The sequence below is a fragment of the Pseudoalteromonas obscura genome, from assembly GCF_030135505.1.
Lineage (GTDB): Bacteria > Pseudomonadota > Gammaproteobacteria > Enterobacterales > Alteromonadaceae > Pseudoalteromonas > Pseudoalteromonas obscura.
Genome location: NZ_JASJUT010000013.1, coordinates 121813 through 144909 on the forward strand (window position 1 = coordinate 121813; position 23097 = coordinate 144909).

Below are 23097 nucleotides of genomic sequence, written 5' to 3' on the forward strand. Positions count from 1 at the left end.
AAGAATGAAAGAGCTTAGACTTCAGGTCAATTTTATATTCTATGTTATTGTTATGCTGGTATCTTTGGCGTTACTCAGTGCAGCCAAACTATTTTTAGAGATGCAATTATCTCTGTTAGCTGCCGCACAATTCACAATTGCAATTACAGCAATAGTCATGGCGTTTATACACTTTATGCTGGCTTTGTCTGGTCAAAATAAAGTCACTATTTGCAACCAAGGATTCTCATACTTTAACCTCTTTGGTACTCGAAAGTTCGTCCCATCTGAAGAGATCCATAAATTATCAACTCGCAGTATATTGGGCCTTAAAGTTATCCAAATACATTTGATCGATACGAAAATCACACTGCTTGCATTTAAAATTACCAAAGCGCAGAAGAGATCACTCGCTCAACTTGGCTATCTGGCTTAAAAGGTTGCCATTGATATGTAAACTACTTAGGATGCTCCAAAAAGGTCATAGAGAATTAAGTAATGTCACAGCAATATCCAATTGGCACAGCAGGGACCCCGTGGGGAGAAGCAGAGAAGAGCCTCTGGCTCGAATCTCAATCTATCAAACGTTCATATAGCGAACTCGTTTTAGCTGAGATACAAGCGCTGAGCAAACTATGCGATATAGAAGAATATGGAACTCTAGATTATCAATCTAGAACTTATCCTTTGTTGGCAATTAAAAATAAAAATGCCAACACTGAACTGCCTACAATATTGGTCACTGGCGGTGTACATGGTTATGAAACCAGTGGTGTGATGGGAGCTCTGGCATTTGCACAACACCACATGACACTTTTTACAGATCATTTTAACTTTTTAATTTTACCTTGTATTAGTCCGTGGGGCTTTGAAACCATTAACAGATGGAATCCCAACGCAATCGATCCAAATCGCTCCTTTTATAGTGATAGTCCAGCACAAGAGTCACTGTATGCTATGCACTATGTAAATCAATATGCTGGCAACATCATTGCTCATATTGATCTTCATGAAACGACAGATACGGACAATAGCGAGTTTCGCCCAGCTCTTGCGGCACGAGATGGTAAAATAAATAATAATTGGAATATACCTGACGGTTTCTATTTGGTTGGTCATACACAAAAACCAGAACCGGATTTTCAAAAGTGTGTAATAAACCAAGTGCAAAAGGTGACGCATATCGCTGATGCTGATGACAACGCCCAATTAATTGGCGTAGACATCGAGCAATTTGGTGTTATCAACTATGACGCCACCACATTAGGGCTGTGCATGGGTTTAACCAATGCGCCTTATGTCACAACGACTGAAGTGTACCCAGATAGTGCCAACACTTGTGAACAAGAGTGTATTGATGGACAAGTTGCCGCAATACTTGGTGTCATTCAATACCTTAAAAACCTGTAAAATACTTTTTAAATGTAACGGCTTGCACTTAAGCCGTTACCTCTCCATGTTCATAAATAATTTCAAAGATCTCTTTAAATGAATGTGCCTTCTGCAAAATATTGACCGGGATATGCAACGCGCGAGCAATGTCAGAAGCCGAAATCATGCCTCGCAATACTTGGTTGCGATCCATAAGTAAAACATGTTGATGACCCAGCTCTTTCAACGTTTCCAGTATATCGCCTATTCTTGCATCTGTGACACACTCGTAAAACATCGCGTGTAACTCACTTTTTTTGGTCATTACATCTTCGACTGTCAGATCTGAACGCGACACATTGCGTTTTTGCGCTGTGGTTAATATCTTTCGTCCTGTTAAATCTTTTGAATTCACTACACCAACAAACGTGTCATCATGATCGATTACTAACTTACATCGAACATGCCCATTCACCATCATAAATAATGCATGATCAATATCGACATCTTTTAAAATCATCTGTGGATGACGACGAGAAAAGTCTGTTACAACCTGCTCTGCCGGACTAAAAATTGATAAAGGGTTTCCCTCGTAATGCTCACAAAACTGATATATCCCTTCCAGCTTAGTTGTGTTTAGCAATTTAAACTCACTCATAAACCACCTCTTGTGGACTTAATTATTGCCTTTAATTAAAAAGAATGGTCTATTGTTTAAGGGATCGCAAGGAAGATTAAAGGTACGCTCATACCATCTAAAAGTGCTGTAATCCCCTGTAATAGATAAATTAAGTTATTCTTTGTAAACTACATTTTATAAGTTAGAGCACTTAAACAAAGACATATACAGGCTATTATAAGACACTCAAAATTGCAGATTTCCCTTTAATGGTGCCCATTTAGGTGGGCCCACTTTTTATAATGCTATTTCGTTTGAGAGGTGACATTATGAATACATATTGCCGAACTGAGCGGCATATGCAATGACGAGTAACCATTGCAACTCTCACGGATAAAGAGACTTTTTGCTGGTGATTTACTCCATTTATCAGGTAAAATTTCTGCAACAACTACGTGATGCTAGCCTTTAGCAAATATACGGAAATTTAGGAAAATCTATGGCTTACTTAATCGATGAGCTAAAGCTCGAAAAAATTTATCTTAAAAGTTATCACACTTTTGGGCGCTTTAAATTCAATGTGGATACATTTTTAGATAAACCAGGAATTTCGAGACACCACGCTATCATCGAGTACACAAATGATAACTGGCTCATTCGCGATGTAAGTACCAACGGCATTTGGATAAATGACCGAAAAATTGACAAAAACCTCCCATACCAACTGTCTGAAAATGATAAAATTGACTTTGCGGCACCTGGCCAAAACTCCTTTGTCGTTGGCAGTTTAAATGCAAATTGCCAATATTTTGTCTCACAGAATAACCGCAATCATGTCATTGAAATTGAAAATCAAATGCTTCTGCCCAATGAAGAGGAAGCAACACATATCGTGTACTACGATAATTTGCTTAACTACTGGTTTTTAGAAGATCTAAATACTTCCGATAGGCAAGCACTCATCGATGGTGGGATAACCAACCTATTTGGAGAGCAGTGGTTATTTTATTGCGCTGGCATCTCAACCATGACCAAACACTTGGAACAACAACCTGCGGTCAAGTCATTGGCACTTAGCTTTGCAGTAAGCTTAGATGAAGAAAAAACCGAGCTCTCTTTACATATCGAAGGGGAAGAGTTCAGTTTAGGCAGTCGCAGCCATCATTACTTGCTCCTACTTTTGGCAAGACTTAGAATTGAAGATAAGCAATCTGGCGTTGATCCTGAGTATCAGGGCTGGATCTATAGAGAAGATCTTGCCAAAAAGCTAGGTATTCAAATGAACCATATGAACATCATGGTTCACCGTGCCCGCAAACAATTAAGTGAAGCTTCTCCTGAAAAGGCTCCAGAGGCTGGCTATATCATTGAAACTAACAATGGGCAGTTACGTTTGAACTGTCAAGACGTAACAATTTTAAAAGGTGCTCAGCTAGAAACACGCATCAGCTTGTAAGCACCTTACAATACACAGCAGGTTCCTATCAGTTAATTTCTATAGGCTCCTGCCTGTGCCAGAATTTGCGTTTCTAAGTGCTTCATACATCCGAATTTAAAAAGTACTTCAACTAATACAAACATTGGGCCAATCAACAACCCCATTAAGTCATCGACAAACGCTGGTTTTTTTCCTTCAAAGTGATGACCAATGAACTGCACCATCCAACCAAACAAGAAAATACCGGCACCGATTGTATAGAACCCACTCATAGACACTCCAAACAACATTATTTGGCTACTGAGTAATGTCGTTAACATGTAGCCCGTCGCCAAAAGTGCTATCATGATTAGTCCCAGCCAAGCTGATAAATAAAGATAATAGGCACCAACAACACCGATTAAAATGGCCGACAGCGTCACTTCAAATTGGTTAAACTCAAATAGCGGTATGTAAGTCAGCATGATCACCGCAAACACAATTAACGGCACGCCAACAAGATGCGTTCTAATATTGCGCTTATCTCTGTGATAGAGTGCATATTGCACTAAATGCGCTTCTAAGCTTTTCATAGCGATTCTCAATAAGAGTAAATACTTTAACTTTATCTAGCGCTATAAAAGTCAAAAAGTCAATAAAAGACTGGGTTTAAAATAGACAGTTTCTATTTACACATGCGAGGCAAACAAGATTTAGGAAAACCATGATGTACATAATAAAAAAGGCCGCCTACGACTTTGGCGGCACATTCACTGGGCAATAAAAAGCAGCGCGTTTAATCTCTGTCTGCTTTAGACATAACCATAGCCCAATATCACAACGAAACAAATAAAAAACAAAAAATTAATCATTTAGCAACCTAGGGCGTAACCCTGAGCTTCGCCCCACAGATTTATTCATTGCTAGTCGCAGTACTTGTGGCTGGCAAATCAATTCAAAATGATGTTTTGCACGCGTGATCCCCGTATAAACCAATTGCCGATTAATGCCCTGACGAGCTCTTTGAATTGGCGGCAAAATCATTGCTGTATAACTAAATTCAGAACCTTGCGACTTATGAATTGTCATCACATAAACTAAGTCATGGCTAGGCAAACGTGCCGGATTGATTGATCTAAGATTACCTTGTTCATCAATAAATGTTGCAAATAGCTGACCACTGCTGTCTGGTAAAATAATACCAATATCACCATTAAAAAGCTTAAGTTGATAGTCATTCTGCGTAACCATCAACGGCATACCCGCGTAATAACGGCTATAAGGACGGATCAGGTTTTGCTGTGCTAGCTTGTGTTCAATACGCTTATTGAGCTCATTAACGCCATACGGACCCTCTCTGACCGCTGCAAGCAATTGATACTCTGAGAATAGCTGATGTATTTGCTCAGTCGCTGCACCATCTTTTATGGCTCTTAGGTACACGCTATAAGCGGTAGCTGCACCTTCAATCATCTTCAGGTATGACTCATTTGATAAACTGTACAAACTCAGTTCATCAAACCCCTGCTGGATAACCCAGTCGAGATGATTTTGGTCATTGTTATTCACCGCGGCGGCAAGCTGACCAATACCGCTGTCACTCTTAAAACGATGGCTCTGCTGTAAAAATGCCATCACGTCTTGCAGCACAAATTTGCTACTCGCACCTGATAGTTTTTTTTCACCATCAAAGCACGCTTGATTTAGCAGATCAGCGCGTTGTGAAGAGTATTTGGGATTTTGACCTAACTGTAAGTCAGCACATAAGTCGTTAAGAATACATCCTGTATCGACTGAAGCCAGCTGATCTTTGTCTCCCAAAAGATACATCCTAGCCCCTTCTGGCAATGCTGCGACCAATTTGCTCATCAATGAAAGATCAACCATCGAAGCTTCGTCAACAATCAACAGATCTAGGTGTAGTGGGTTTTTTTCGTGGTATCTATATTTATTGCTGTTGGGTATAACCCCCAGCAAACGATGAATTGTTTGTGCATGCTCGGGGATAAGTTCAGCCAACTCTGGGGCTAAGTCCAGTCTTCCCTTTGCGCCAATTATCGATTCACTGAGCCTGGCCGCAGCCTTACCTGTTGGCGCGACCAATTTGATATTCAAAGGTGCTGTAGCATACAAAGATTGTAAAATAGCCAATAGTTTTGTTACGGTTGTCGTTTTGCCAGTCCCAGGCCCTCCGGTAATGACACAAAATGCACTTGATGCTGCGATTGCACATGCAACCTTTTGCCAATCAATCATCTGCCCTTGCTCATCTGGAAAGTACACATTTAGCAATCGCTTTAATTGAGAGAGATCTAAATCAATTTTTCGTTTCGCGAGTGACGTAAACCGGTTTGCTAAAAACGCCTCATAGTTTGCTAAACGCGCCAAATAGAGCTGCTCATTAAAAATGACTATCGGTTTATCATCACCCACTGCCGGGTGTGAATGCAGTGACTCCAGAGCGTTTAACTTGTCTTTAAAGGGAGTCAATTCGATAGTCTGTTCCATTTTCTCTAGGCTTAATTCAAATGGATTAAACCAGTCTATATCATTCAAAACTAAACAACTATGTTGATTTTGTTCAGCTTTTAATAGCAGCAAAATAAGGTAAAAAACATCGTCAAATTGTGAATCACACAACAGCTTCGCAAGGGCGATATCGACGCTTCTGACTTTGCGTTGCTCTAATAACACATCTAAAAAAAGTGTGTCGTCAAAGTTATCCACCGAGAAATCTAACGAAAACTGAGACATTATCTGGCCTCCTGCTCAAAAAGCGCATCCAGCGACAGTAACTCTTGCTCCGTCAGTTCTTTGAAGTATACCCCTCCCCCTTCAGGCAGTGCTCTTAAAAATAAATAATAGACTCCACCCATGTGGGTTTTGATAGAGTAATCAGCAATGCGGTATTTCAGCAAACGGTGTAAAGCAACACTGTATATCAGATACTGTAAATGGTATTGATGTGATGTCATGGCTGACAACAAGTTTTCATCATTGTAGTCATGTAATTCATCACCCAAATAGTTCGATTTATAGTCTAAGACAAAGTATTTCCCTTGCCATCTGAAGATCAAATCAATAAAGCCTTTTAGCATGCCTACCACCTCATCAAACTGCAAGTAACTTGGCTGACCGGTAATATCGCTAAGCACTTTGTTGAGTTGACTTGATTTTAACGCCATGAGCGGTAAGTGAAATTCCATTTCAACCAGACAGTTATCAGCTGTCAATTGACTAAGCGATAAGTCACCTTGGGCATTGAGAGGGCAGGCCAAACTCTCTTGCACCCACAAAACCACACAGTCCAACCATTGTAAATCTATGTGATATTTATCCAGGCAATTTTCTACCACTTCATTCAGCGGCAATTTTCCTTCTGCAACTGGGTGATGAGGAGACGTAAAATCTATTTGCTCGTAGATCTCATGCAAACAACTACCTGCCTTTGCGCCTTTAACAAAGCTGTAAGGTGATTTGACTGGTGTTTGTACCATCCTTGGGAGGTCTAACTCATGATGTTCATCTAACGCGCCTGCAGGCCTACCATCATGATGAGCATGATAACTTAACTGACTAAAGCTCGTTGTACGCCAATTGGTTTCTATGGCGGTTGGCTGCTCTTTTACCGTGAGTTCAAAAGAAGATTGTTCCTGCTCTTCACCAAAATGAGCTATTTGGGGATCGTCAAATATTTCCATCGACATTGCTGGGTGTAATTGGCAAATCTGTTCCAGCGCTTGGTGCCACTGCTGCGCTTCTTTAAAATCACAGCGGCCAAATAGTGCAAAACCAAGCGCAGTCTGACCAATCCCAAGTTTTTTGCTACGCCCCAATGCAATGTTATACAGCCCCAACTCACAATAATGTACAGCACGAGTCAATGCGACATAGAGCAACCTTATATCTTCTGCCAGACGCTCTTTTGACGCAGCATGCACCGCACTATCATCGGCATCAAGATCGATAATTAGGGTATCGCCCTGATGGTAAACAACTTCACTGGGCTCACGATACCCTACAGCAAATGGCATATAAACAATCGGATATTCCAAGCCTTTAGACGCATGCATAGTTACAATTTTCACCAAATTGGCGTCACTTTCAAGCCTCAACTGTGCCCCATCTAGAGTCGCTTCGGCGCATTGGATACTTAACCACCTTAAGACACGCTGGGCCCCTTCTAACTCAATTTGCTTGTGCTGCAACAGTTCCGCTAAATGGCGATAATCAGTCAGCCAACGCTCAACTTCATAGCCATTTTCGCGCCAAATATTGGCGAGCTGATTGTGAACCATGAGCTTTTCTAACATCGCCATCGCACCGCTTTGGTACCACACACGCTTTAGCTCGGCAAAAAAATCCAAATAGCCCTGCCATTGTTGTTCGCTTTGAGCAAGGACATAAACCTCTTCATAGTTAAGTGAAAATAGCGGACTCACCAATACGCCGCGTAGCGCGGCTTCGTCATAGGCTCCGTGCAACACGTGTAGCAATTGATTTAATGCGTTCGCAACAGGCTGGCCGTATACGCTATCTCGTGCTAGATAAACCGCACTAACACCGCTGGCCTGTAACGCCTGTTTCATAATTGCGGCTTCATTTCTGTCTCTTACTAATACGCATATATCAGCGGCCTTTATTGGGTCCTCACCAATCATGGCTAAGTTATTCTTCGCCCGTGATAGCAAGGTGGCTATTTTAGCTGAAAATGTTTGTGCAAGTGCTTGTTGTGCTTGCACTTTACTTGTTACTTCACCTGCGCTGTCATAGACACAAAAATTCAGTACACTGTCTTGGTCGTCAGACAGCGACTGGTGTGCTGATTTGCCTTGAGCATCTACCGAATAAAATGGAATGTCGTCATTGAAAATAAAACTACTGTCATGTTGAGTAAAAATCGTATTCACGCTATCAACTACTGATTTCGCAGAGCGGTAATTTTTTGCTAGGGTAAAGTGTCGGCTTGCATCGACGGCTTGCTTGGCCTTGATATAAGTGAAAATATCTGCGCCGCGGAACCCATAAATTGCTTGCTTGGGGTCGCCGATCATAGTGAGAGCAGTGGCGTCTTGTTGGCGATAGATCGCGCTAAAAATACCATACTGAACCGGATCTGTATCTTGAAATTCATCAATGAGTGCGACCGGAAATTGCTGAATTATTTTGTCAGAAAGCACTTTACCTGCGTTACCTTGCAAAGCTTGGTATAAATTGCTCAATAGGTCATCAGGAGAAATTGAACTCTGAATTTGCTTGTGCTGTATCAACAGAGATTTAACCTGTTCTAGTGCGTCTTGCAGCAAAGCAATAGGCAATAAATTTTTGACCTGATGGTGCAAAGTCGCCATTTCGTCAAACTGCGATATCATCTCATGAGAAATGAGCTCAGCATTCTTTTTGTAGTTTTTCGCATCCCCTAACTGAGCACTGCCCCACAAATTGAAAGAGTGTTTACTCGTACCAAATTCAAAATACCACGCATCTGATGCGATATAATCGCCTAGGGCATTAATATTTGCAACGCGCCCAGGCGCTTTGTTTTTTGCCAGCGCTGAGCCTGTTAAACAGGCAATAAATTCACTTTCACGCACTGCGCGTTTAAACGTTAATGCACGCTGCTGATACTGTTTTCTTGCCGCTAAAATATCTGCCAAATCAACCTTAGGTGTCAAGGTTGCACCCGATTTGTTCATCAACGGCATAAGCTTCTTCATGAGGCTTTGAGGGTGAGCGAAATGATCTAAAACCAAAGCCGTCTGCTCTTTGTCTAGCGCATATAAAAACTTTCGCCAGTGATCCTCTACAGCAGTCTTGAGCAACTCACTCTCATCGAGGATAAACTCAAGATTAAAGCTTAACTTTGATTCAAAGGCATGTTGCTTTAACATTCTCTGGCAAAAGCCATGAATAGTAAAAATTGCTGCTTCATCCATTGATTTTGCTGCAGCATCAAGCAATTTGAAAGCAGCTTTTTTATCTTCAACCTGCGCCAAAAGTGTCGGGATCAGTGGGTCCTGGCACTCAGCTCCCAACAATGCGTCACGGGCATCGATGATCCTCGCCCTCACTCGGTCTTTAATTTCTTGAGTTGCAGCTTCAGTAAAAGTTACCACTAATATTTGTTCAACACTTAGGCATGCCGACTCTGAGCCTTCAGCCAAACCGAGCAAATACCTAAGGTAGAGCGCGGTGATCGTATAAGTTTTACCTGTACCCGCACTGGCTTCAATTAGGTTGTGGCCATACAACGGCATGGTGACCGGGTTAAGCATCTCCATGTTGTTGCTCCTTCTCTAACGCTATAATTGGACCAAGTAAGGATTTACTCAATGACGTAAACTCCTCCAAACAAGACTCTAAATCTTTGAAGTTAAGAGCGACATAAGGATCTTCAGATTCTCCTACCCCAATATATTGACCACCCGCAAACTTTGCATTCGCCTTCCCAATATCCTCCGTATTGGCATATGCATAACTTGAAGCTGGGAAAAAAGGCACTGGCTGGGTGATCAACTGCATGTAAAAAACCATCCATGTTTCCAGTAATTGCAATGCGCTCGGTTTGTCTATCGCATCAAAAGTGAGCTGCTCATCTAAGCCAATAATGGTCGTATTCATTGCTGAAACTGTCGCATTAGCAAGTAAGTGATAGATAAATGCCCGGATCTTGTCTTTCGCCTTAATACTCGCAGGCCGATAAAAAATTTGTTCGCTGCCAAACAGCCTGTCCAGCCAACCGACTATCTTAATGCCATTTACCGAGATCGCTATCTCTTGCGGGGCACTTGCATCCACCAGTTTCGATTTTAGTATTGCTACCATGGGCAGTACGCGCTGCTCTAATAACTCTAATTGTATCTCTCCCACAAATGCCTGTGGTAAATGACCTCTTTGCAACATCTGCTCGGTGCTAAGTGCCTGTTCATGGATATGAGTATCGAGGATTTCTTGCAAGTATTGGTAACGTGTTAAAGGATCTAACGCAAAGGGCTCCGTATCATCCTGATACTCAGTTGCAGGCGCTATTTTAATACCTAAACATGATTGATAAAAATAACTTTGTGGCGCGGTAAATGCGCGTAGCAGTTGAGCGAGTTCCAACTCCTCTGGTGGCGCTACAATCAGTGGTGACGGCGAACTTTTCGCTTCTTCTGCGGGCAAAAATAACCAGTTGGGATTATAGCTTTGCAACTGACCACATTGATAGTGAAGAGAGTTGAATGGCTGAAGTGGTGCTTGATGTTTCAACAACATGCTGAGCGGCTCTTTGCTATCCTCACAGTAAAAGCTTCTGTCTATATATTCAAACAATTCACTAACTAGCACCGAAGGCACTTGAATTTCGTTGTTAAAACAAGAGCGGCCTATATAGCTGACATAAAAATGCAGCCTCGCACTTAAGAGTGCTTCCAAAAACAAATACCGATCATCTAATTTTCGTGAACGGTCACCTTTTCGCCTTGAAGAGGCTGGCACCAGATCAAACCCTATGGGCTGAACTTGACGAGGATAATCGGCATCATTCATGCCAAGCAGACAAACCACTTTAAATGGCACAGCTCGCATTGGCATCAATGTACAAAAATTCACTGCGCCCGATAAAAATCGCTGCCCAACCCCTTTCTCTTGGATCCCTTGCTTTACCAAATATGCCAATACTCTGGGCTCAATAGAAGTGCGCATATCACCGTTTTCAAAATGTTTTTCAATACCTTCAATCACTTTGTGGAGCTGCATTAAATCCCAGCTTTGTTCAGCATCTTGGTGATAGAAACGGCCAAGCAACTGCCTTAACATTTCCGATTTTTCCGCTAGGTCACCCGCTTTTGCAAGCTGCAGCTTTGCGATGTCCAGCGCTTCTACAAAAGCAACCAACTTACTTAATATATTAATGGCCATTCCTTCGACTAGATCGGCAGGGTATACGCCGTTAAACTCAGCTTCCTCACAGCTGCTAGCTACGCCAAGTAATAAACGATTTAAACCATGCAGCCAAGTATTGAGTGGCATTTCAGGTAAACCATGGTCAGCTTTATTCTTTGCATCTAAGCCCCATTTGATGACGACTTGGTCAAGCCAATATTTAATTTGCTCAAACTCTGATGCCTCAAGCTCAAAGCGGCTTGAAATAGCTTCCACCGCCAACAAATCTAAAATGTCAGAAACGCCAAAACGGCTAAATGGCAAATTAACTAAGGTTACAAACGATGACAGCACAGGCTTTTCCTGCTCTATCGCCATGTCGGCCAAAGCGTAAGGGATGTACCGCTTGCCTAGTGCACTACCAAATACGGCTTCAATATAAGGACTGTAACTTCCCACATCCGGCATCATGATAATTACATCTTTAGGCGTAAGATCAGGGTATTGATTAAATAGATTGAGAAGGTGGTCGTGCAAACATTCAACTTCTCTCAGCGGGGTGTGGCAATCTTGCAAGTAAATGCTTTTATCATCCTCAGAAACAGGCAACTTACCAGCTTCATTTACAAACCAGTTTGGATCCGCTTGCAAAGACTCACCTTTAAATGCCAGCTGATAAATTTCATTTTGGATCTGCGACAACAGTGAATCATTAAAGTCTTCAACAAATCCATCAAGCCAACGTGCATCAAGCTGTATCAATTGTTCAAGGTAATCCCGGCCCAGCTTGCCCCAGGAGGATAGTAACGGATTGCCCACATTATAGTAGTCCTGCTCTTCATCTAGGCTAGCATCAATCTCTGGTCGTTTTGCATATTTTGCGTGGATCTTAGCTTGTGTTTTTTCATCCACTAAATCTCCCCAATAATGTTCACTGGGATTAAAGAAAAATAGTAGGACTTCTGTTTTGCAGGCAAGTGCTTGAAACACCTCTAACTGACTGGTCGGCATAGCCGATAAACCAAAGATGGCGATCCGCTCTGGAAGCGCTTCGCTGGAGGCATTCTCCAAAGCTGTGAGCAGTTGCGCATGCATATTGGCTCGATTATATGAACTTTGTCCAAGTTGATGCGTATATTCAACTAAAGAGCGCCACAAATCCGGTTGCCAAGAAGCGATCTCAACATCGACATCAGCTAACTGATCGGTACCAGACTCCCATATCGACAGCCAATCGGGACGATACATCAGGTATTGATCGTACACATCGGCAATTTTTTCGCACAATGTAAATAGTTTTAGGCCATCCAGTTCTTTGCCTGCTAGTGCATCTTCCTGTATGTCGGCATACAAATAGTTTGATAACGGTAAATACAGTGGCTGCGCCAATTTATTTGGCAGTACATTGAAAAGTTTCCAAGCCATATTGTTTTTGTTATAAGGCGACTCAGATGGGACATCGGGCAAAAACTGTTGGTACAAACGCCAAATAAAGCTCAAAGGCAGCGGGAAATCGACCTGAGCCGCTACACCAATATGTTTACTCAATCCATTTTTCAACCACTGCGACATACCGGGGGATTGAACTAATACAATATCTCTCTGAAACGGATCAGATAAGGGCGCTGTCTGCATTACAGTATTAAACTGCGCCTGTAACGCCTCCATTCGGTTAGATTGAATTATATGCAACATACTTATTTAAGCTGAAAGTCGATTAGATTGAACAGTTTAAGAAAAATATGCTGGGTATAACAGAAAAAAGTTGAAAACAACGTTTTTGTGCAGCGAGTAACCTAAATTCGATTACATTCGCTGCATACACTAGAACAAATCTATATCACTGCTTTCAATATGTTGTTTAATTTGCTTGCGGGATATTAAATCCTCATAAAAGCCAACTTGGTCTCGCCCATGCTCCTTTGCATAGTACAAGGCTTTATCTGCATTTTCTAACACCGTAATTGGAAAGTCATAAGGGCTAATACGTGCCAGACCGACACTCACCGTCAACTTTTTAATAAATGGGAAAGAAGTCTTTCTCACTAAATTTAAAAACTGCTCCATTCTTTGTTTTATTGACTCATAATCGGTTGGTTCAAATACAATAACAAACTCTTCACCACCAAAGCGAAACAACAGATCTGTTGAACGGAAAAACTCCTGCATACGCTGTGATAGGATCAACAACACTTCGTCGCCGCAAACATGCCCATAGGTATCATTGACACTTTTAAAGTGATCAATATCTACCATAGCTAACCACGATGTCGCCCCTCGGTGCAAAGAGCGCAAGTCAGAGCCATCTCGAATTGCTCGATTTTGCTCCAACATTTGCTTTTCAAGTAATTGCTTTAACTTCTTATCAAACGTTTGACGGTTAAGTAACCCGGTGAGTTTATCACGCTCGTTTTCACGCAATATAGTTAGATAATTCTCATAAATACGTACAAATGCATTCAGCATCACTTGTTGTGCACTATCAAGCCCTTCGCACTGTACTTCGATCGCACCCGCGGTTTTTTCATGGATTACAATGGGTAACCAACGTCGCTCAGTACCTGCTGAATCCTGCATGGTGATACTACAGGCCGATTGCAAACAGGAACTCAACTCAGCATGAGGCTCGTCAATGATTACCCTGTCTAACCATTCATACTCCCCGACATCATGTACCCTCAGTGTCAGACTACGCTCGACCGTACACGGCCCTTGCCCCTGAATAATCTTAAATACAGAAATACGCTGACAATTAATAAACTCTTGAATTGTAGATAATAAACTGTATTCAAGTGAGTCTATATCCCGCGTTTTTGTTATCTTAATAACCGAATTTAATAGTTCTTCTTGCATCACTTGCCTGCTCTATGTTTTCAGTTACATAAAATAGATACCCACACTCGCATTGCAGTGCAGTACTTCAATAAACCTAAGTATCGGTCAGAAAACCGGCTTCATCAATGCCAATTGCCGTAATAACGGGGATTTACTAGAAAATAGCTCAAGCCTGATATAAAGAAGTGTTCACTTGATCCCTCCCCGCTTTTTTAGACGTGTAAAGGGTTTGGTCTAAACGTTTTAAAAACGCTTGAAGTGGCTCCCCTTTTGAGAACTGGGCAACACCAAAGCTGGCGGTGACGGGCATTTTGCAGGACAAGTTAATTGCTGCAATGACACACCGTAGTTTTTCAGCCACCATAGTTGCGTCAGAGACCGGCGTATTCTGACAGATAACTAAAAACTCTTCCCCGCCCCAACGACCGCATATATCTGCGCTGCGCAAATTATCTTTGATCTTTTGCGCTACGGTTTGCAGCACTTCGTCTCCCGTCTGGTGCCCGAATAAATCATTAAACTGCTTGAACAAATCTAAATCAAACAAAATCGCGGTGCAGTCACTGTCGTACCTTTGTACAAGGTCATGCTGAGCCACCAGCACTTCATTGGTTTTTCGCCGATTATTTAAGCCTGTTAACTCATCAGTAATAGAGAGTTGCTCCAGTCTTATTTCGTTAATTTTTTCCAAGGTGATATCTTGCATTAGACCAACTGAGTTTAATGGTTGGCCGATTGAATTGTAAAATGTTTCGCAGCAATGTTTTACATATAGTGTCTCGCCATCCGGTTTGACCATCTTGTGCTCAAAGGTTTTTTGTTGTCCTCCGATTATCACTTCTTGCATTATAGTCGTACCGATATTTTGCTCTGCTAAACCTCCAATCAGCTGTAAAAAACTGTCCCAAGAAAGACTCTGAGGTACCTGCTCTTCTCCAAACAGGATCATACTGAGTTCGCTTGATAAAGATAAATTGTAACTCAAGTGATTCAGGCTCCAAGTACCAACCTTCGCCAGCTTTTGAATTTCGCGAAGTTTATGATCTTCAAATTGCGCTTTGAGCATCTTTTGCGTTAACTCATGGTTCTCCATCTCGAGCGCTAGTAATTCCTGCTCTAATTGCTCGATTCTCTCGTGTAGATTCAATGTGTTCATAAGGCTATAGCCAAGTCTACTTACATTGCTTTTCAAATAGCTGCTGTTCAGCCATTTTTGTTCCTTCTAGGCGCGCGCGTATCTTTTGATAGGCAATCTCTCTTCCTGTAGATACATCGTCCGCAAATGGCGAAAAGCCACAGTCGTCAGTAGTACCAAGTTGTTCGATAGGGATAAACTCGGTGGCAGCAATAATCAATTCACATACCTCTTCGGGCTTTTCAATAATGGGGTCTATCGGGTTTGTTACGCCTATAAAGACACGTTGCTCGGGCGAGATAATCTGACCAATTAACCTGAGTACTTTTCGTGGTTCACGCTCGCCTTTAAGTGCCACGTAAAAATTACCAGCGTTTATCTTAAATAATGTCGGCAACAAGTATTTGTAGTCGATTTCCGCACTATGCGTCGCATCAATATCTGCGCCAGGACAAGTATGCACACCAATTTTCTGCCTTTCTTGCGCACTAAACGCGCTCAGACAACGATTAATCAGCTCAACAAAAGCGCTCAACATACCGCCAGATGGATCTAGCTTTAACGACAATCTAGCTTCCGTAAAATCAATTTGTACTTTATGCGCCCCCAAGGCCAAACACCGTCTAACTTCCGCGACATGCTCCGCGACAAGGTCCTCAATAAACTGTTGATGACTATACCCCTCTATCCCCTTTGCTGGATACACTAGGCTCAACATAGAAGGTGATATCACAGCTTGCTTAACCGGTAAGTGTGTATGCTTCAAAGCAAATGCTAAGTACTCGTCTGCTGTATTTTCATATTTAAAAGGTGCTTTTTTAAGATGGGGAGCGAATACTCGCCGATGACCATCGGAAAAATCGACAATCAAACCTTCCGAGCCAAATCTCGGCGAATTATGCAAACAATAGTGCGCAAAACCATCGAATTTTCGCTGCTCACCATCACTCACAACACTGCAACCAAGATCAGCTAAATCATTGAGCACTTGCTTGGTGTGCTCTTCCGCTATTTGATTCAACGCATCGTAATCAATTTTGTCGTCGCGATACTGCTGATATGCCTCAATCAACTCTGCTGTTCGAGGGATAGAGCCTATTTGTTCTGTTGGAATATGTGGTCTTTTCATTGTTGAAAAAAGCTAATCAATATATCAAAAGTATAGCAGCGCCTGACAAAAACCCTATACACGTAATCATTAACCGACAAAACCCGGTGTAATTGCATGTAATCTTGTCTTCTTCTATGCTGAATGAAGCAAAAAGGATGAGTTAACACCGAACTATATTTTGACATCAAAACAGTACCAAGGAGATCAAAATGAACGATATTCTGACCGATGAAAAGCTCGCGCAAATCAATGAAAGCTCCCATCAAGGTTCAACATTTGAATTTGAGGCGTCATACGACCAAACACCACAGCAACCTGATCAGGTCTTTGTTAGATATGACCCTGAGCCCAAGCAGAAACAAGAAATGGTCATTAACTACGCAACAACTCCCTTTTATGTGGAATTAAGCGACCTTCAATATGAAGAGGAACGCATAGTTAGCTTCTACTACACACTAGCTCCAACCACCGCCAATAAATATCAGATCAAAGGCGTTAACTTGAAAAGTTCTGGTCTAAAAATCTTAGATGTCAGTATATTAACTAGTAACCCCCAACTCCCTAAAAACCAAATTGTTATTAAGCTTGCAGCATCTAGGGACAGCGAAGAGTTACCGAAAGGACAAGACGAAATAGCTCAGCTAGACTTTGGTGTTACGTTAAGTGACAGAACACCACCCACTGCGACCAACCCAAGCCAAGATAAGGAACAAGCGCCCGAGTTAGTGATTGACCCGACGCTCATCATTCGCCGTCCAAGAACCCATTGATTGGCAAATTGAAAGCTTTTGCTTCTTAAACTCTGGGTACTCACATAAAGGTTTAAACCAAGGTAAGTCAAACCAGTAGAGTGCGTACCCCCCATCAATGGCAGCTTTATAATGGATAATGGCTGACTTTAACTCACCAGCCAGTGTATAGATCAATGCAGCTTCATATGCATAGTTCAGTTTATCCGTCGTCAATTTAACAGCTTGGTATAAACGTTGTAACGACTCCTCATAACGGCCTAAGTGTGCGAGCGCCTGCCCTGTAACTAAAAGTTCACTATGCGTGGCATCAGAAATATCATTGGTTGCAATCCGCAGGTACTCTTTTTCAGCTCTTTCAACTTCATTGTTTAAGTACAGCAAGTCTGCGTAGTTGAGCCGAATTCCCATATTTTCCGGGCTGAACGTATTAGCACGCTCCGCAGCAAGTAGAGCTTTTTGATATTGATTTGAAAATAGGTATGCTAAAGCCAAATTACTATAGTCAGCAGAACTGCCTGTCTTTGCAATTGTGGCTTCATATCTTTCAATCGCCAACGCCCAACTGCCTTCTAACATATAGAGGTCTGCACTGAGCTTTTGAGCGTCTGTATAATTTGGAAATACACGTTCCACTTCTTCGAGTTGAGCTTTGGCTTGGTCGAGTTGGCCATTATAAAAATAAGCTAGAGCCAAGCTATATTTAGACTGCACACTAGATTGCAATGTAATTGATTTTGTATACATCTCTATTGCCCCCTCCAAATCGTGCAAACTATATAGATAATACCCTCGAAGCCTGTAACTGAGTGCTGTTTCACCAAATTGATACAGCTGCTCCAACTGTGCTTGTACCAGCGCATCTTGCTTGCTCTCTATTGCAAATACAGTCATATCAACAATATAAGACTTGGTTAACTTATAACTGCTTGGGGCGGCTTGAAGCAACTTACCCAAGTCTTCAAGATATACCTCTTGCCTATCAACATGATACCGCTCAATATATAAGTTCATCATAAGGCTGTACAAAGGGAAATAATTTGGGTCTGCCTCAATTAATGCGCGTGTTCGCTGCAAATTTAGCAAAGAGAAATTGCCATTAAAATTTACATCATGGTAAACATGTAAATACTGATTGAAAAACGTTTGCTCCATTTTGATCAACTTTTCTCGCGCTTTAAAATTTGGTTGTCCAAGTAACTTTCCAGCAAATGCCGAGTAAGTTGAGCTGATCGCTAAATAATCATCTCTTTTAATACTTGTATTTAATTCCCCTTGTACTAGTTGGCTGCCCCCTTTCAATAAAGATAAACGTACATTGCACTGTGTTATTTCACATCGAACTACAGGTAGAAGAATCGCGGTCGCCCCAGACGCCTTAACCAAGCTTTCAACATCTGATATGTCACCGTAAGTCTTATGGTTTACTAATTCTGCGTTAACAGAATTTAGAACCACTTGCCGAACTGCACTATCAATCGTCGCCAACAGTAGACCTGTATTTTCTTTGCCTCTTTTACCTTCGACAGTGATTTGTGGCTCAAGTACTAAGGTGTACTGAATCCGAGAGTCTGGCTTTAAAAACAACCAACTGAAATACCCACCAACAACAAAAAACAGGGCCAATATAAATCCAATAGCGAAGCGTTTTACCTGACCTGCCGAACCAAATTGTCTGCTAGTTTCACTTGTGTAAGGCAAAGAAGCCGTATCGTCTGACTCGCCCGCTTCTAGCAAAGAAAGTGCTCTACCTAATACATTGATAATTTCTTTAGTCGATGGACGTTTGTCCGCCGACTTATCGAGCATCTGACGCAATAGAGTGGTTAGTTCCGTTGGTATTGAAGGAGTCAAACCCTCTGGCTCAATCAATGCACCCCGTTTGATCCGGCTAGCAAGTTCCTCTCCCTTGGCACTGCCAAATGGATGACAGCCAAACAGCAATTCAAAGCTCAGTACTCCAAAAGAGAATATATCTGTCGCATAGCTAAGTGTTCTGCCTTCCAGTTGTTCTGGCGACATTGCATAGATACTGCCAAAACTCGTCGACTGAGGCAGCCCTACTACTTTACTTTGAAGTGAGTTGGCGATGCCAAAATCAGAGAGTTTGACCTCTCCTGTCTCAGAGATAAGAATATTGCTGGCTTTTACATCGCAGTGGATCAGTGACAATTGATGAATGTATTGCAACCCATGGGCTACTTTTTCCAAAATTGCTAATTTCTCAGTTAAAGTAAGAAATTTTTGCTTCACATATTTTGCTAAAGTTTGCCCGGGCACATATTCCAGCACAAGAAGAAGCTGAGAATCGACTTCAACAATGTCATACAACTGAACAATATTTGGGTGATTCGCTTTTGCCATTAGACGCGCTTCATACAACGCCTGTTCCCGTATCGTGTGAGCATCGTGGCTGTCAGTCAGCGTAACTCGCTTTACCGCGACTTGTCTGCTGAGACGTGTATCATTAGCGAGAAAAACATCACCCATTCCACCAGAGGCAATGTGCTTTATCGGCGCTAAATACGTATCTGAAAAACAGTCCTCATTTTGCATACACTCTACCTACCTTGGGCCTAGAACTAATGCGAACAGCTGACATTCTATCCTAACTATAATTTTAATAATAAATGATTGTCGCCAAATGGTAGATTTTTTAGCCTGAACGTAATGTAAAATTCTAAATGGAAATCTTAATGAAGAGCAAAGATATATAAATTGACTATAGGAACTATTGGAATTTAAGAAATATAAAGAAGGAATGGCGGAGAGAGAGGGAGTCGAACCCTCGATACGCTATAAACGTATACACGAGTTCCAGTCGTGCGCCTTAAGCCACTCAGCCATCTCTCCGCACTGAATGCGGGGCTAATACTATGAAAACCCCCGCCTTTTAGCAAGTACTTTTTTTGTAATCTCGCTTAATTGGCTAGATTACAGACAATCTCCATTAGCCTTTTAAACTTGCAGAGAAATCTAACATACGGTTGAGTGAACGCAGTGCGCCTTCACGTAAATCCATATCGACGAAGACTTCTTTCCCTTCTGGATTAATTAGCGCTTCTTCAATGGCTTGTAAGCCATTCATGGCCATCCATGGACAGTGTGCACAACTACGGCAAGTTGCACCTTCACCAGCTGTTGGAGCCTCAAAAAATTCTTTTTCAGGGCAAAGCTGCTGCATCTTGTAAAAAATACCGCGATCTGTTGCCACGATGAATTTTTGATTGTCCATCTCTTGTGCTGCTTTGATCAATTGACTTGTCGAACCAACAGCATCAGCAAGATCAACGATTTCAGCTGGAGATTCTGGGTGTACCAGCACTGCCGCATCAGGGTGAAGCGCTTTCATATCTTTAAGCGCTTTTGTCTTGAACTCATCGTGAACGATACATGCACCATTCCACATGATCATGTCTGCACCTGTTTTCTTTTGAATATAAGAACCTAGGTGCTTGTCAGGACCCCAAATAATGGTTTCCCCTTCAGAGTCTAAGTGCTCGACTATCTCTAGAGCACAAGAAGACGTCACAATCCAATCTGCTCGCGCTTTAACCGCTGTCGACGTGTTTGCATAAACCACGACTTTTCTTTCTGGGTGTTCGTCACAGAATTTAGAAAACGCATCTATTGGGCAACCCACATCCAAGGAACAAGTTGCAGCCAACGTTGGCATCACGACGGTTTTTTCAGGTGTTAAAATTTTTGCCGTTTCGCCCATGAAACGAACACCTGCCACAATAATGATTTCCGCATCTTCTTGCTTGGCACCAAAACGCGCCATTTCCAGTGAATCTGCGACACAACCACCAGTTTCTTCCGCTAACGCTTGGATCTCTGGATCTGTGTAATAATGGGCAACCAAGACCGCATTTTTCTCTTTTAACAATGACTTGATCCGCGCTTTATACTGCTGCTTTTCTTCATCGTTCAACGGTGCTGGCTTTGGAGGAAATATATAATCCTCAGGCATGATTTGTTCTGCTAGACTCATTCTCTCGACCACATAGTCCACATTGCATAATTGGCGCGAATTATACGAAAAATACGGAGATAATCCTAGTAAATGACAAGATTAGGAAAGAATATTTAAGAATAAAAGAGAGGTAAAGGAAATGGTGGGTCATGATGGACTCGAACCATCGACCAATGGATTAAAAGTCCACTGCTCTACCAACTGAGCTAATGACCCGCTCGAGGAAATTTTTAAACTTGAATGGTGGGTCATGATGGACTCGAACCATCGACCAATGGATTAAAAGTCCACTGCTCTACCAACTGAGCTAATGACCCGCTCGGGAAGTTTTAATCTTGAATGGTGGGTCATGATGGACTCGAACCATCGACCAATGGATTAAAAGTCCACTGCTCTACCAACTGAGCTAATGACCCGCTCAAGAATTTTTATAAGCTTAAATGGTGGGTCATGATGGACTCGAACCATCGACCAATGGATTAAAAGTCCACTGCTCTACCAACTGAGCTAATGACCCGCTCGGGAAATTTTTAAGCTTAATGGTGGGTCATGATGGACTCGAACCATCGACCAATGGATTAAAAGTCCACTGCTCTACCAACTGAGCTAATGACCCGCTCGGATATCCAGATTTAAGCTAATGGTGGGTCATGATGGACTCGAACCATCGACCAATGGATTAAAAGTCCACTGCTCTACCAACTGAGCTAATGACCCGCTCTGGATATTGATGTGCTTAATGGTGGGTCATGATGGACTCGAACCATCGACCAATGGATTAAAAGTCCACTGCTCTACCAACTGAGCTAATGACCCGCTCGAGGATATGAAGACAACTTAAAATGGTGGGTCATGATGGACTCGAACCATCGACCAATGGATTAAAAGTCCACTGCTCTACCAACTGAGCTAATGACCCGCTCGGGAATTTTAAGCTTAATGGTGGGTCATGATGGACTCGAACCATCGACCAATGGATTAAAAGTCCACTGCTCTACCAACTGAGCTAATGACCCGCTCATATCAAATTTAAGCAAAAGTGGTGGGTCATGATGGACTCGAACCATCGACCAATGGATTAAAAGTCCACTGCTCTACCAACTGAGCTAATGACCCACTCATTGCAGCAAGAAGTCGATACCGTATCGCCTGCTGCGGGCGCTTATAATACTTATTTAAAATTCTAGTGCAACTGAATTACGCTGTTTTTTTTAAATTTTATGTCTAAGCGCCTATTTTTACACCACTGTGTACATAAAGCAGCTGATTACAGCTTAGATAATCTCTCTGTTGCTAATTTTGCAGCAGTCGTACTTGGGTATTCTTTTATCAACGCATTGAATAATTGCGTCGCTTTGGCCTTATCACCTGCATTCGCAGCCAGAGTACCCAGCTTTAGCATCGCATCAGGACGTTTGTTTGAATCAGGAAACTGTTCAACCACAATAGTAAAGTGCTTAATTGCTTCCGCAGGCTTACTCTTAATTGATTGTAGCTGCCCGAGCCAATAATGTGCATTTGGAATATACACAGATTCAGGGAATTGTTGCAAAAAGCTCTGAAACTCTGGAATGGCCGCATCATAGCGCTTATCTTTCATAATTAGAGCAACAGCGCGGTCATAGGCTTCATTTTCAGACAGGTTGGAGCTTACTGCTTGCTCACCCACTGTTGGAATGGCAGTAGCTGCTATATCCGACTTAGTTTGCTCATAAACTTGGCTAACACGATTTTCAATTTCTTGATAAAGCTCGCGCTGACGCTGTAGTACCTTTTCAAGTTTATAACTTTGCTCGTCGGTAAAACCGCGAACTTGGCTTACTTCGTCTTGCAGTTGCTGCAACTGTAATTGAAGATCTGCTTGCACTCGATTCCGATTGGTCATCATTTTTTCAAGTTCAGCAACGCGCTGTTCAAGCGACTTTTGATTATTTGCAGCATCATAAACAGTAGCGGGAGCTGCCCAGACTTGGGAGCTCCCGCTAAGAAAGATGATGGCTGCCAAAATAGTTTTCGGCTTCATAACATCTCTTGTCTAA

15 protein-coding genes and 11 tRNA genes are annotated in these 23097 nt (G+C 42.1%); 4 read left to right on the forward strand and 22 right to left on the reverse strand.

Going from position 1 to position 23097, the window contains the following annotated elements:
* Positions 1–4 precede the first annotated feature (4 nt).
* Both QNM18_RS23260 and QNM18_RS23265 read left to right on the forward strand, forming a co-directional pair.
* Positions 5–415, forward strand: a complete 411-nt coding sequence (locus QNM18_RS23260) for a hypothetical protein (protein ID WP_284138585.1) — start codon at positions 5–7, stop codon at positions 413–415.
* A gap of 62 nt (positions 416–477) precedes the next feature.
* Positions 478–1389, forward strand: a complete 912-nt coding sequence (locus QNM18_RS23265) for a M14 family metallopeptidase (RefSeq protein WP_284138586.1) — start codon at positions 478–480, stop codon at positions 1387–1389.
* Between the two features lie 28 nt (positions 1390–1417).
* Here QNM18_RS23265 and QNM18_RS23270 read toward each other — a convergent pair whose 3' ends face one another.
* Positions 1418–2008: a CBS domain-containing protein gene (locus tag QNM18_RS23270; RefSeq protein WP_211008948.1), complete on the reverse strand. Its 591-nt coding sequence runs from the start codon at positions 2006–2008 to the stop codon at positions 1418–1420.
* Positions 2009–2468: 460 nt separating this feature from the next.
* Here QNM18_RS23270 and QNM18_RS23275 point away from each other — a divergent pair, with 460 nt between their 5' ends.
* Positions 2469–3425, forward strand: a complete 957-nt coding sequence (locus tag QNM18_RS23275) for an FHA domain-containing protein (RefSeq protein ID WP_211008947.1) — start codon at positions 2469–2471, stop codon at positions 3423–3425.
* Between the two features lie 32 nt (positions 3426–3457).
* Here QNM18_RS23275 and QNM18_RS23280 read toward each other — a convergent pair whose 3' ends face one another.
* The 7 genes from QNM18_RS23280 to QNM18_RS23310 form a co-directional block, all read right to left on the reverse strand.
* Complete coding sequence (locus tag QNM18_RS23280) at positions 3458–3979, reverse strand: Mpo1 family 2-hydroxy fatty acid dioxygenase (protein ID WP_211008946.1); 522 nt, start codon at positions 3977–3979, stop codon at positions 3458–3460.
* 271 nt (positions 3980–4250) lie between these two features.
* Positions 4251–6140: an exodeoxyribonuclease V subunit alpha gene (gene recD / locus QNM18_RS23285; protein WP_284138587.1), complete on the reverse strand. Its 1890-nt coding sequence runs from the start codon at positions 6138–6140 to the stop codon at positions 4251–4253.
* Positions 6140–9667, reverse strand: a complete 3528-nt coding sequence (gene recB, locus QNM18_RS23290) for an exodeoxyribonuclease V subunit beta (RefSeq protein ID WP_284138588.1) — start codon at positions 9665–9667, stop codon at positions 6140–6142. The genes recD and recB overlap by 1 nt, the downstream gene beginning before the upstream one ends.
* Positions 9654–12947: an exodeoxyribonuclease V subunit gamma gene (gene recC, locus QNM18_RS23295; protein ID WP_284138589.1), complete on the reverse strand. Its 3294-nt coding sequence runs from the start codon at positions 12945–12947 to the stop codon at positions 9654–9656. Before recC ends, recB begins: the two co-directional genes overlap by 14 nt.
* 129 nt (positions 12948–13076) lie before the next feature.
* The gene (locus tag QNM18_RS23300) at positions 13077–14105 is read right to left on the reverse strand and encodes a GGDEF domain-containing protein (RefSeq protein ID WP_211008942.1); all 1029 of its coding nucleotides are present in this window, start codon (positions 14103–14105) and stop codon (positions 13077–13079) included.
* Positions 14106–14253: 148 nt separating this feature from the next.
* Positions 14254–15243, reverse strand: coding sequence for a GGDEF domain-containing protein (locus QNM18_RS23305; RefSeq protein WP_211008941.1), 990 nt, complete (start codon positions 15241–15243; stop codon positions 14254–14256).
* A 16-nt stretch (positions 15244–15259) separates the two neighbouring features.
* Positions 15260–16351 (reverse strand): uroporphyrinogen decarboxylase/cobalamine-independent methonine synthase family protein, encoded by a 1092-nt coding sequence (locus QNM18_RS23310; protein WP_211008940.1) that lies wholly within the window; start codon positions 16349–16351, stop codon positions 15260–15262.
* Between the two features lie 191 nt (positions 16352–16542).
* On the opposite strand from QNM18_RS23310, the gene QNM18_RS23315 reads away from it, so the two are divergent.
* Positions 16543–17103 carry a hypothetical protein gene (locus tag QNM18_RS23315; protein WP_284138590.1) on the forward strand — a complete coding sequence of 187 codons (561 nt, stop codon included), beginning with the start codon at positions 16543–16545 and terminating at the stop codon, positions 17101–17103.
* Here the strand turns inward: QNM18_RS23315 and QNM18_RS23320 are convergent.
* The 14 genes from QNM18_RS23320 to ybgF form a co-directional block, all read right to left on the reverse strand.
* Positions 17056–19638: a serine/threonine-protein kinase gene (locus QNM18_RS23320; protein WP_284138591.1), complete on the reverse strand. Its 2583-nt coding sequence runs from the start codon at positions 19636–19638 to the stop codon at positions 17056–17058. The genes QNM18_RS23315 and QNM18_RS23320 overlap by 48 nt on opposite strands.
* Before the next feature lie 206 nt (positions 19639–19844).
* Positions 19845–19935: transfer RNA gene (locus QNM18_RS23325), tRNA-Ser, on the reverse strand.
* Between the two features lie 97 nt (positions 19936–20032).
* Positions 20033–21076, reverse strand: a complete 1044-nt coding sequence (gene nadA / locus QNM18_RS23330; protein WP_211008937.1) for a quinolinate synthase NadA — start codon at positions 21074–21076, stop codon at positions 20033–20035.
* A 122-nt stretch (positions 21077–21198) separates the two neighbouring features.
* Positions 21199–21274: transfer RNA gene (locus QNM18_RS23335), tRNA-Lys, on the reverse strand.
* Between the two features lie 25 nt (positions 21275–21299).
* A tRNA-Lys gene (locus QNM18_RS23340) sits at positions 21300–21375 on the reverse strand.
* A gap of 23 nt (positions 21376–21398) precedes the next feature.
* Positions 21399–21474, reverse strand: a tRNA-Lys gene (locus QNM18_RS23345).
* 25 nt (positions 21475–21499) lie between these two features.
* Positions 21500–21575: transfer RNA gene (locus tag QNM18_RS23350), tRNA-Lys, on the reverse strand.
* 23 nt (positions 21576–21598) lie between these two features.
* Positions 21599–21674, reverse strand: a tRNA-Lys gene (locus tag QNM18_RS23355).
* Positions 21675–21699: 25 nt separating this feature from the next.
* Positions 21700–21775: transfer RNA gene (locus tag QNM18_RS23360), tRNA-Lys, on the reverse strand.
* 23 nt (positions 21776–21798) lie between these two features.
* Positions 21799–21874, reverse strand: a tRNA-Lys gene (locus QNM18_RS23365).
* Between the two features lie 27 nt (positions 21875–21901).
* A tRNA-Lys gene (locus tag QNM18_RS23370) sits at positions 21902–21977 on the reverse strand.
* Positions 21978–21998: 21 nt separating this feature from the next.
* Positions 21999–22074: transfer RNA gene (locus QNM18_RS23375), tRNA-Lys, on the reverse strand.
* A gap of 24 nt (positions 22075–22098) precedes the next feature.
* A tRNA-Lys gene (locus QNM18_RS23380) sits at positions 22099–22174 on the reverse strand.
* A gap of 151 nt (positions 22175–22325) precedes the next feature.
* Entirely contained in the window at positions 22326–23081 is a 756-nt protein-coding gene (gene ybgF, locus QNM18_RS23385; protein WP_023402199.1) for a tol-pal system protein YbgF, read from the reverse strand.
* Positions 23082–23097: the final 16 nt, after the last annotated feature.

Bases quoted from the DNA above. Each gene is read 5' to 3' on its own strand.
- ybgF (WP_023402199.1), bottom strand. From the start codon at position 23,081: ATGAAGCCGAAAACTATTTTGGCAGCCATCATCTTTCTTAGCGGGAGC.
- QNM18_RS23320 (WP_284138591.1), bottom strand. From the start codon at position 19,638: ATGCAAAATGAGGACTGTTTTTCAGATACGTATTTAGCGCCGATAAAG.
- QNM18_RS23280 (WP_211008946.1), bottom strand. From the start codon at position 3,979: ATGAAAAGCTTAGAAGCGCATTTAGTGCAATATGCACTCTATCACAGA.
- recD (WP_284138587.1), bottom strand. From the start codon at position 6,140: ATGTCTCAGTTTTCGTTAGATTTCTCGGTGGATAACTTTGACGACACA.
- QNM18_RS23315 (WP_284138590.1), top strand. From the start codon at position 16,543: ATGAACGATATTCTGACCGATGAAAAGCTCGCGCAAATCAATGAAAGC.
- QNM18_RS23270 (WP_211008948.1), bottom strand. From the start codon at position 2,008: ATGAGTGAGTTTAAATTGCTAAACACAACTAAGCTGGAAGGGATATAT.
- QNM18_RS23310 (WP_211008940.1), bottom strand. From the start codon at position 16,351: ATGAAAAGACCACATATTCCAACAGAACAAATAGGCTCTATCCCTCGA.
- QNM18_RS23265 (WP_284138586.1), top strand. From the start codon at position 478: ATGTCACAGCAATATCCAATTGGCACAGCAGGGACCCCGTGGGGAGAA.
- recC (WP_284138589.1), bottom strand. From the start codon at position 12,947: ATGTTGCATATAATTCAATCTAACCGAATGGAGGCGTTACAGGCGCAG.
- QNM18_RS23275 (WP_211008947.1), top strand. From the start codon at position 2,469: ATGGCTTACTTAATCGATGAGCTAAAGCTCGAAAAAATTTATCTTAAA.
- QNM18_RS23305 (WP_211008941.1), bottom strand. From the start codon at position 15,243: ATGAACACATTGAATCTACACGAGAGAATCGAGCAATTAGAGCAGGAA.
- recB (WP_284138588.1), bottom strand. From the start codon at position 9,667: ATGGAGATGCTTAACCCGGTCACCATGCCGTTGTATGGCCACAACCTA.
- QNM18_RS23260 (WP_284138585.1), top strand. From the start codon at position 5: ATGAAAGAGCTTAGACTTCAGGTCAATTTTATATTCTATGTTATTGTT.
- nadA (WP_211008937.1), bottom strand. From the start codon at position 21,076: ATGAGTCTAGCAGAACAAATCATGCCTGAGGATTATATATTTCCTCCA.
- QNM18_RS23300 (WP_211008942.1), bottom strand. From the start codon at position 14,105: ATGCAAGAAGAACTATTAAATTCGGTTATTAAGATAACAAAAACGCGG.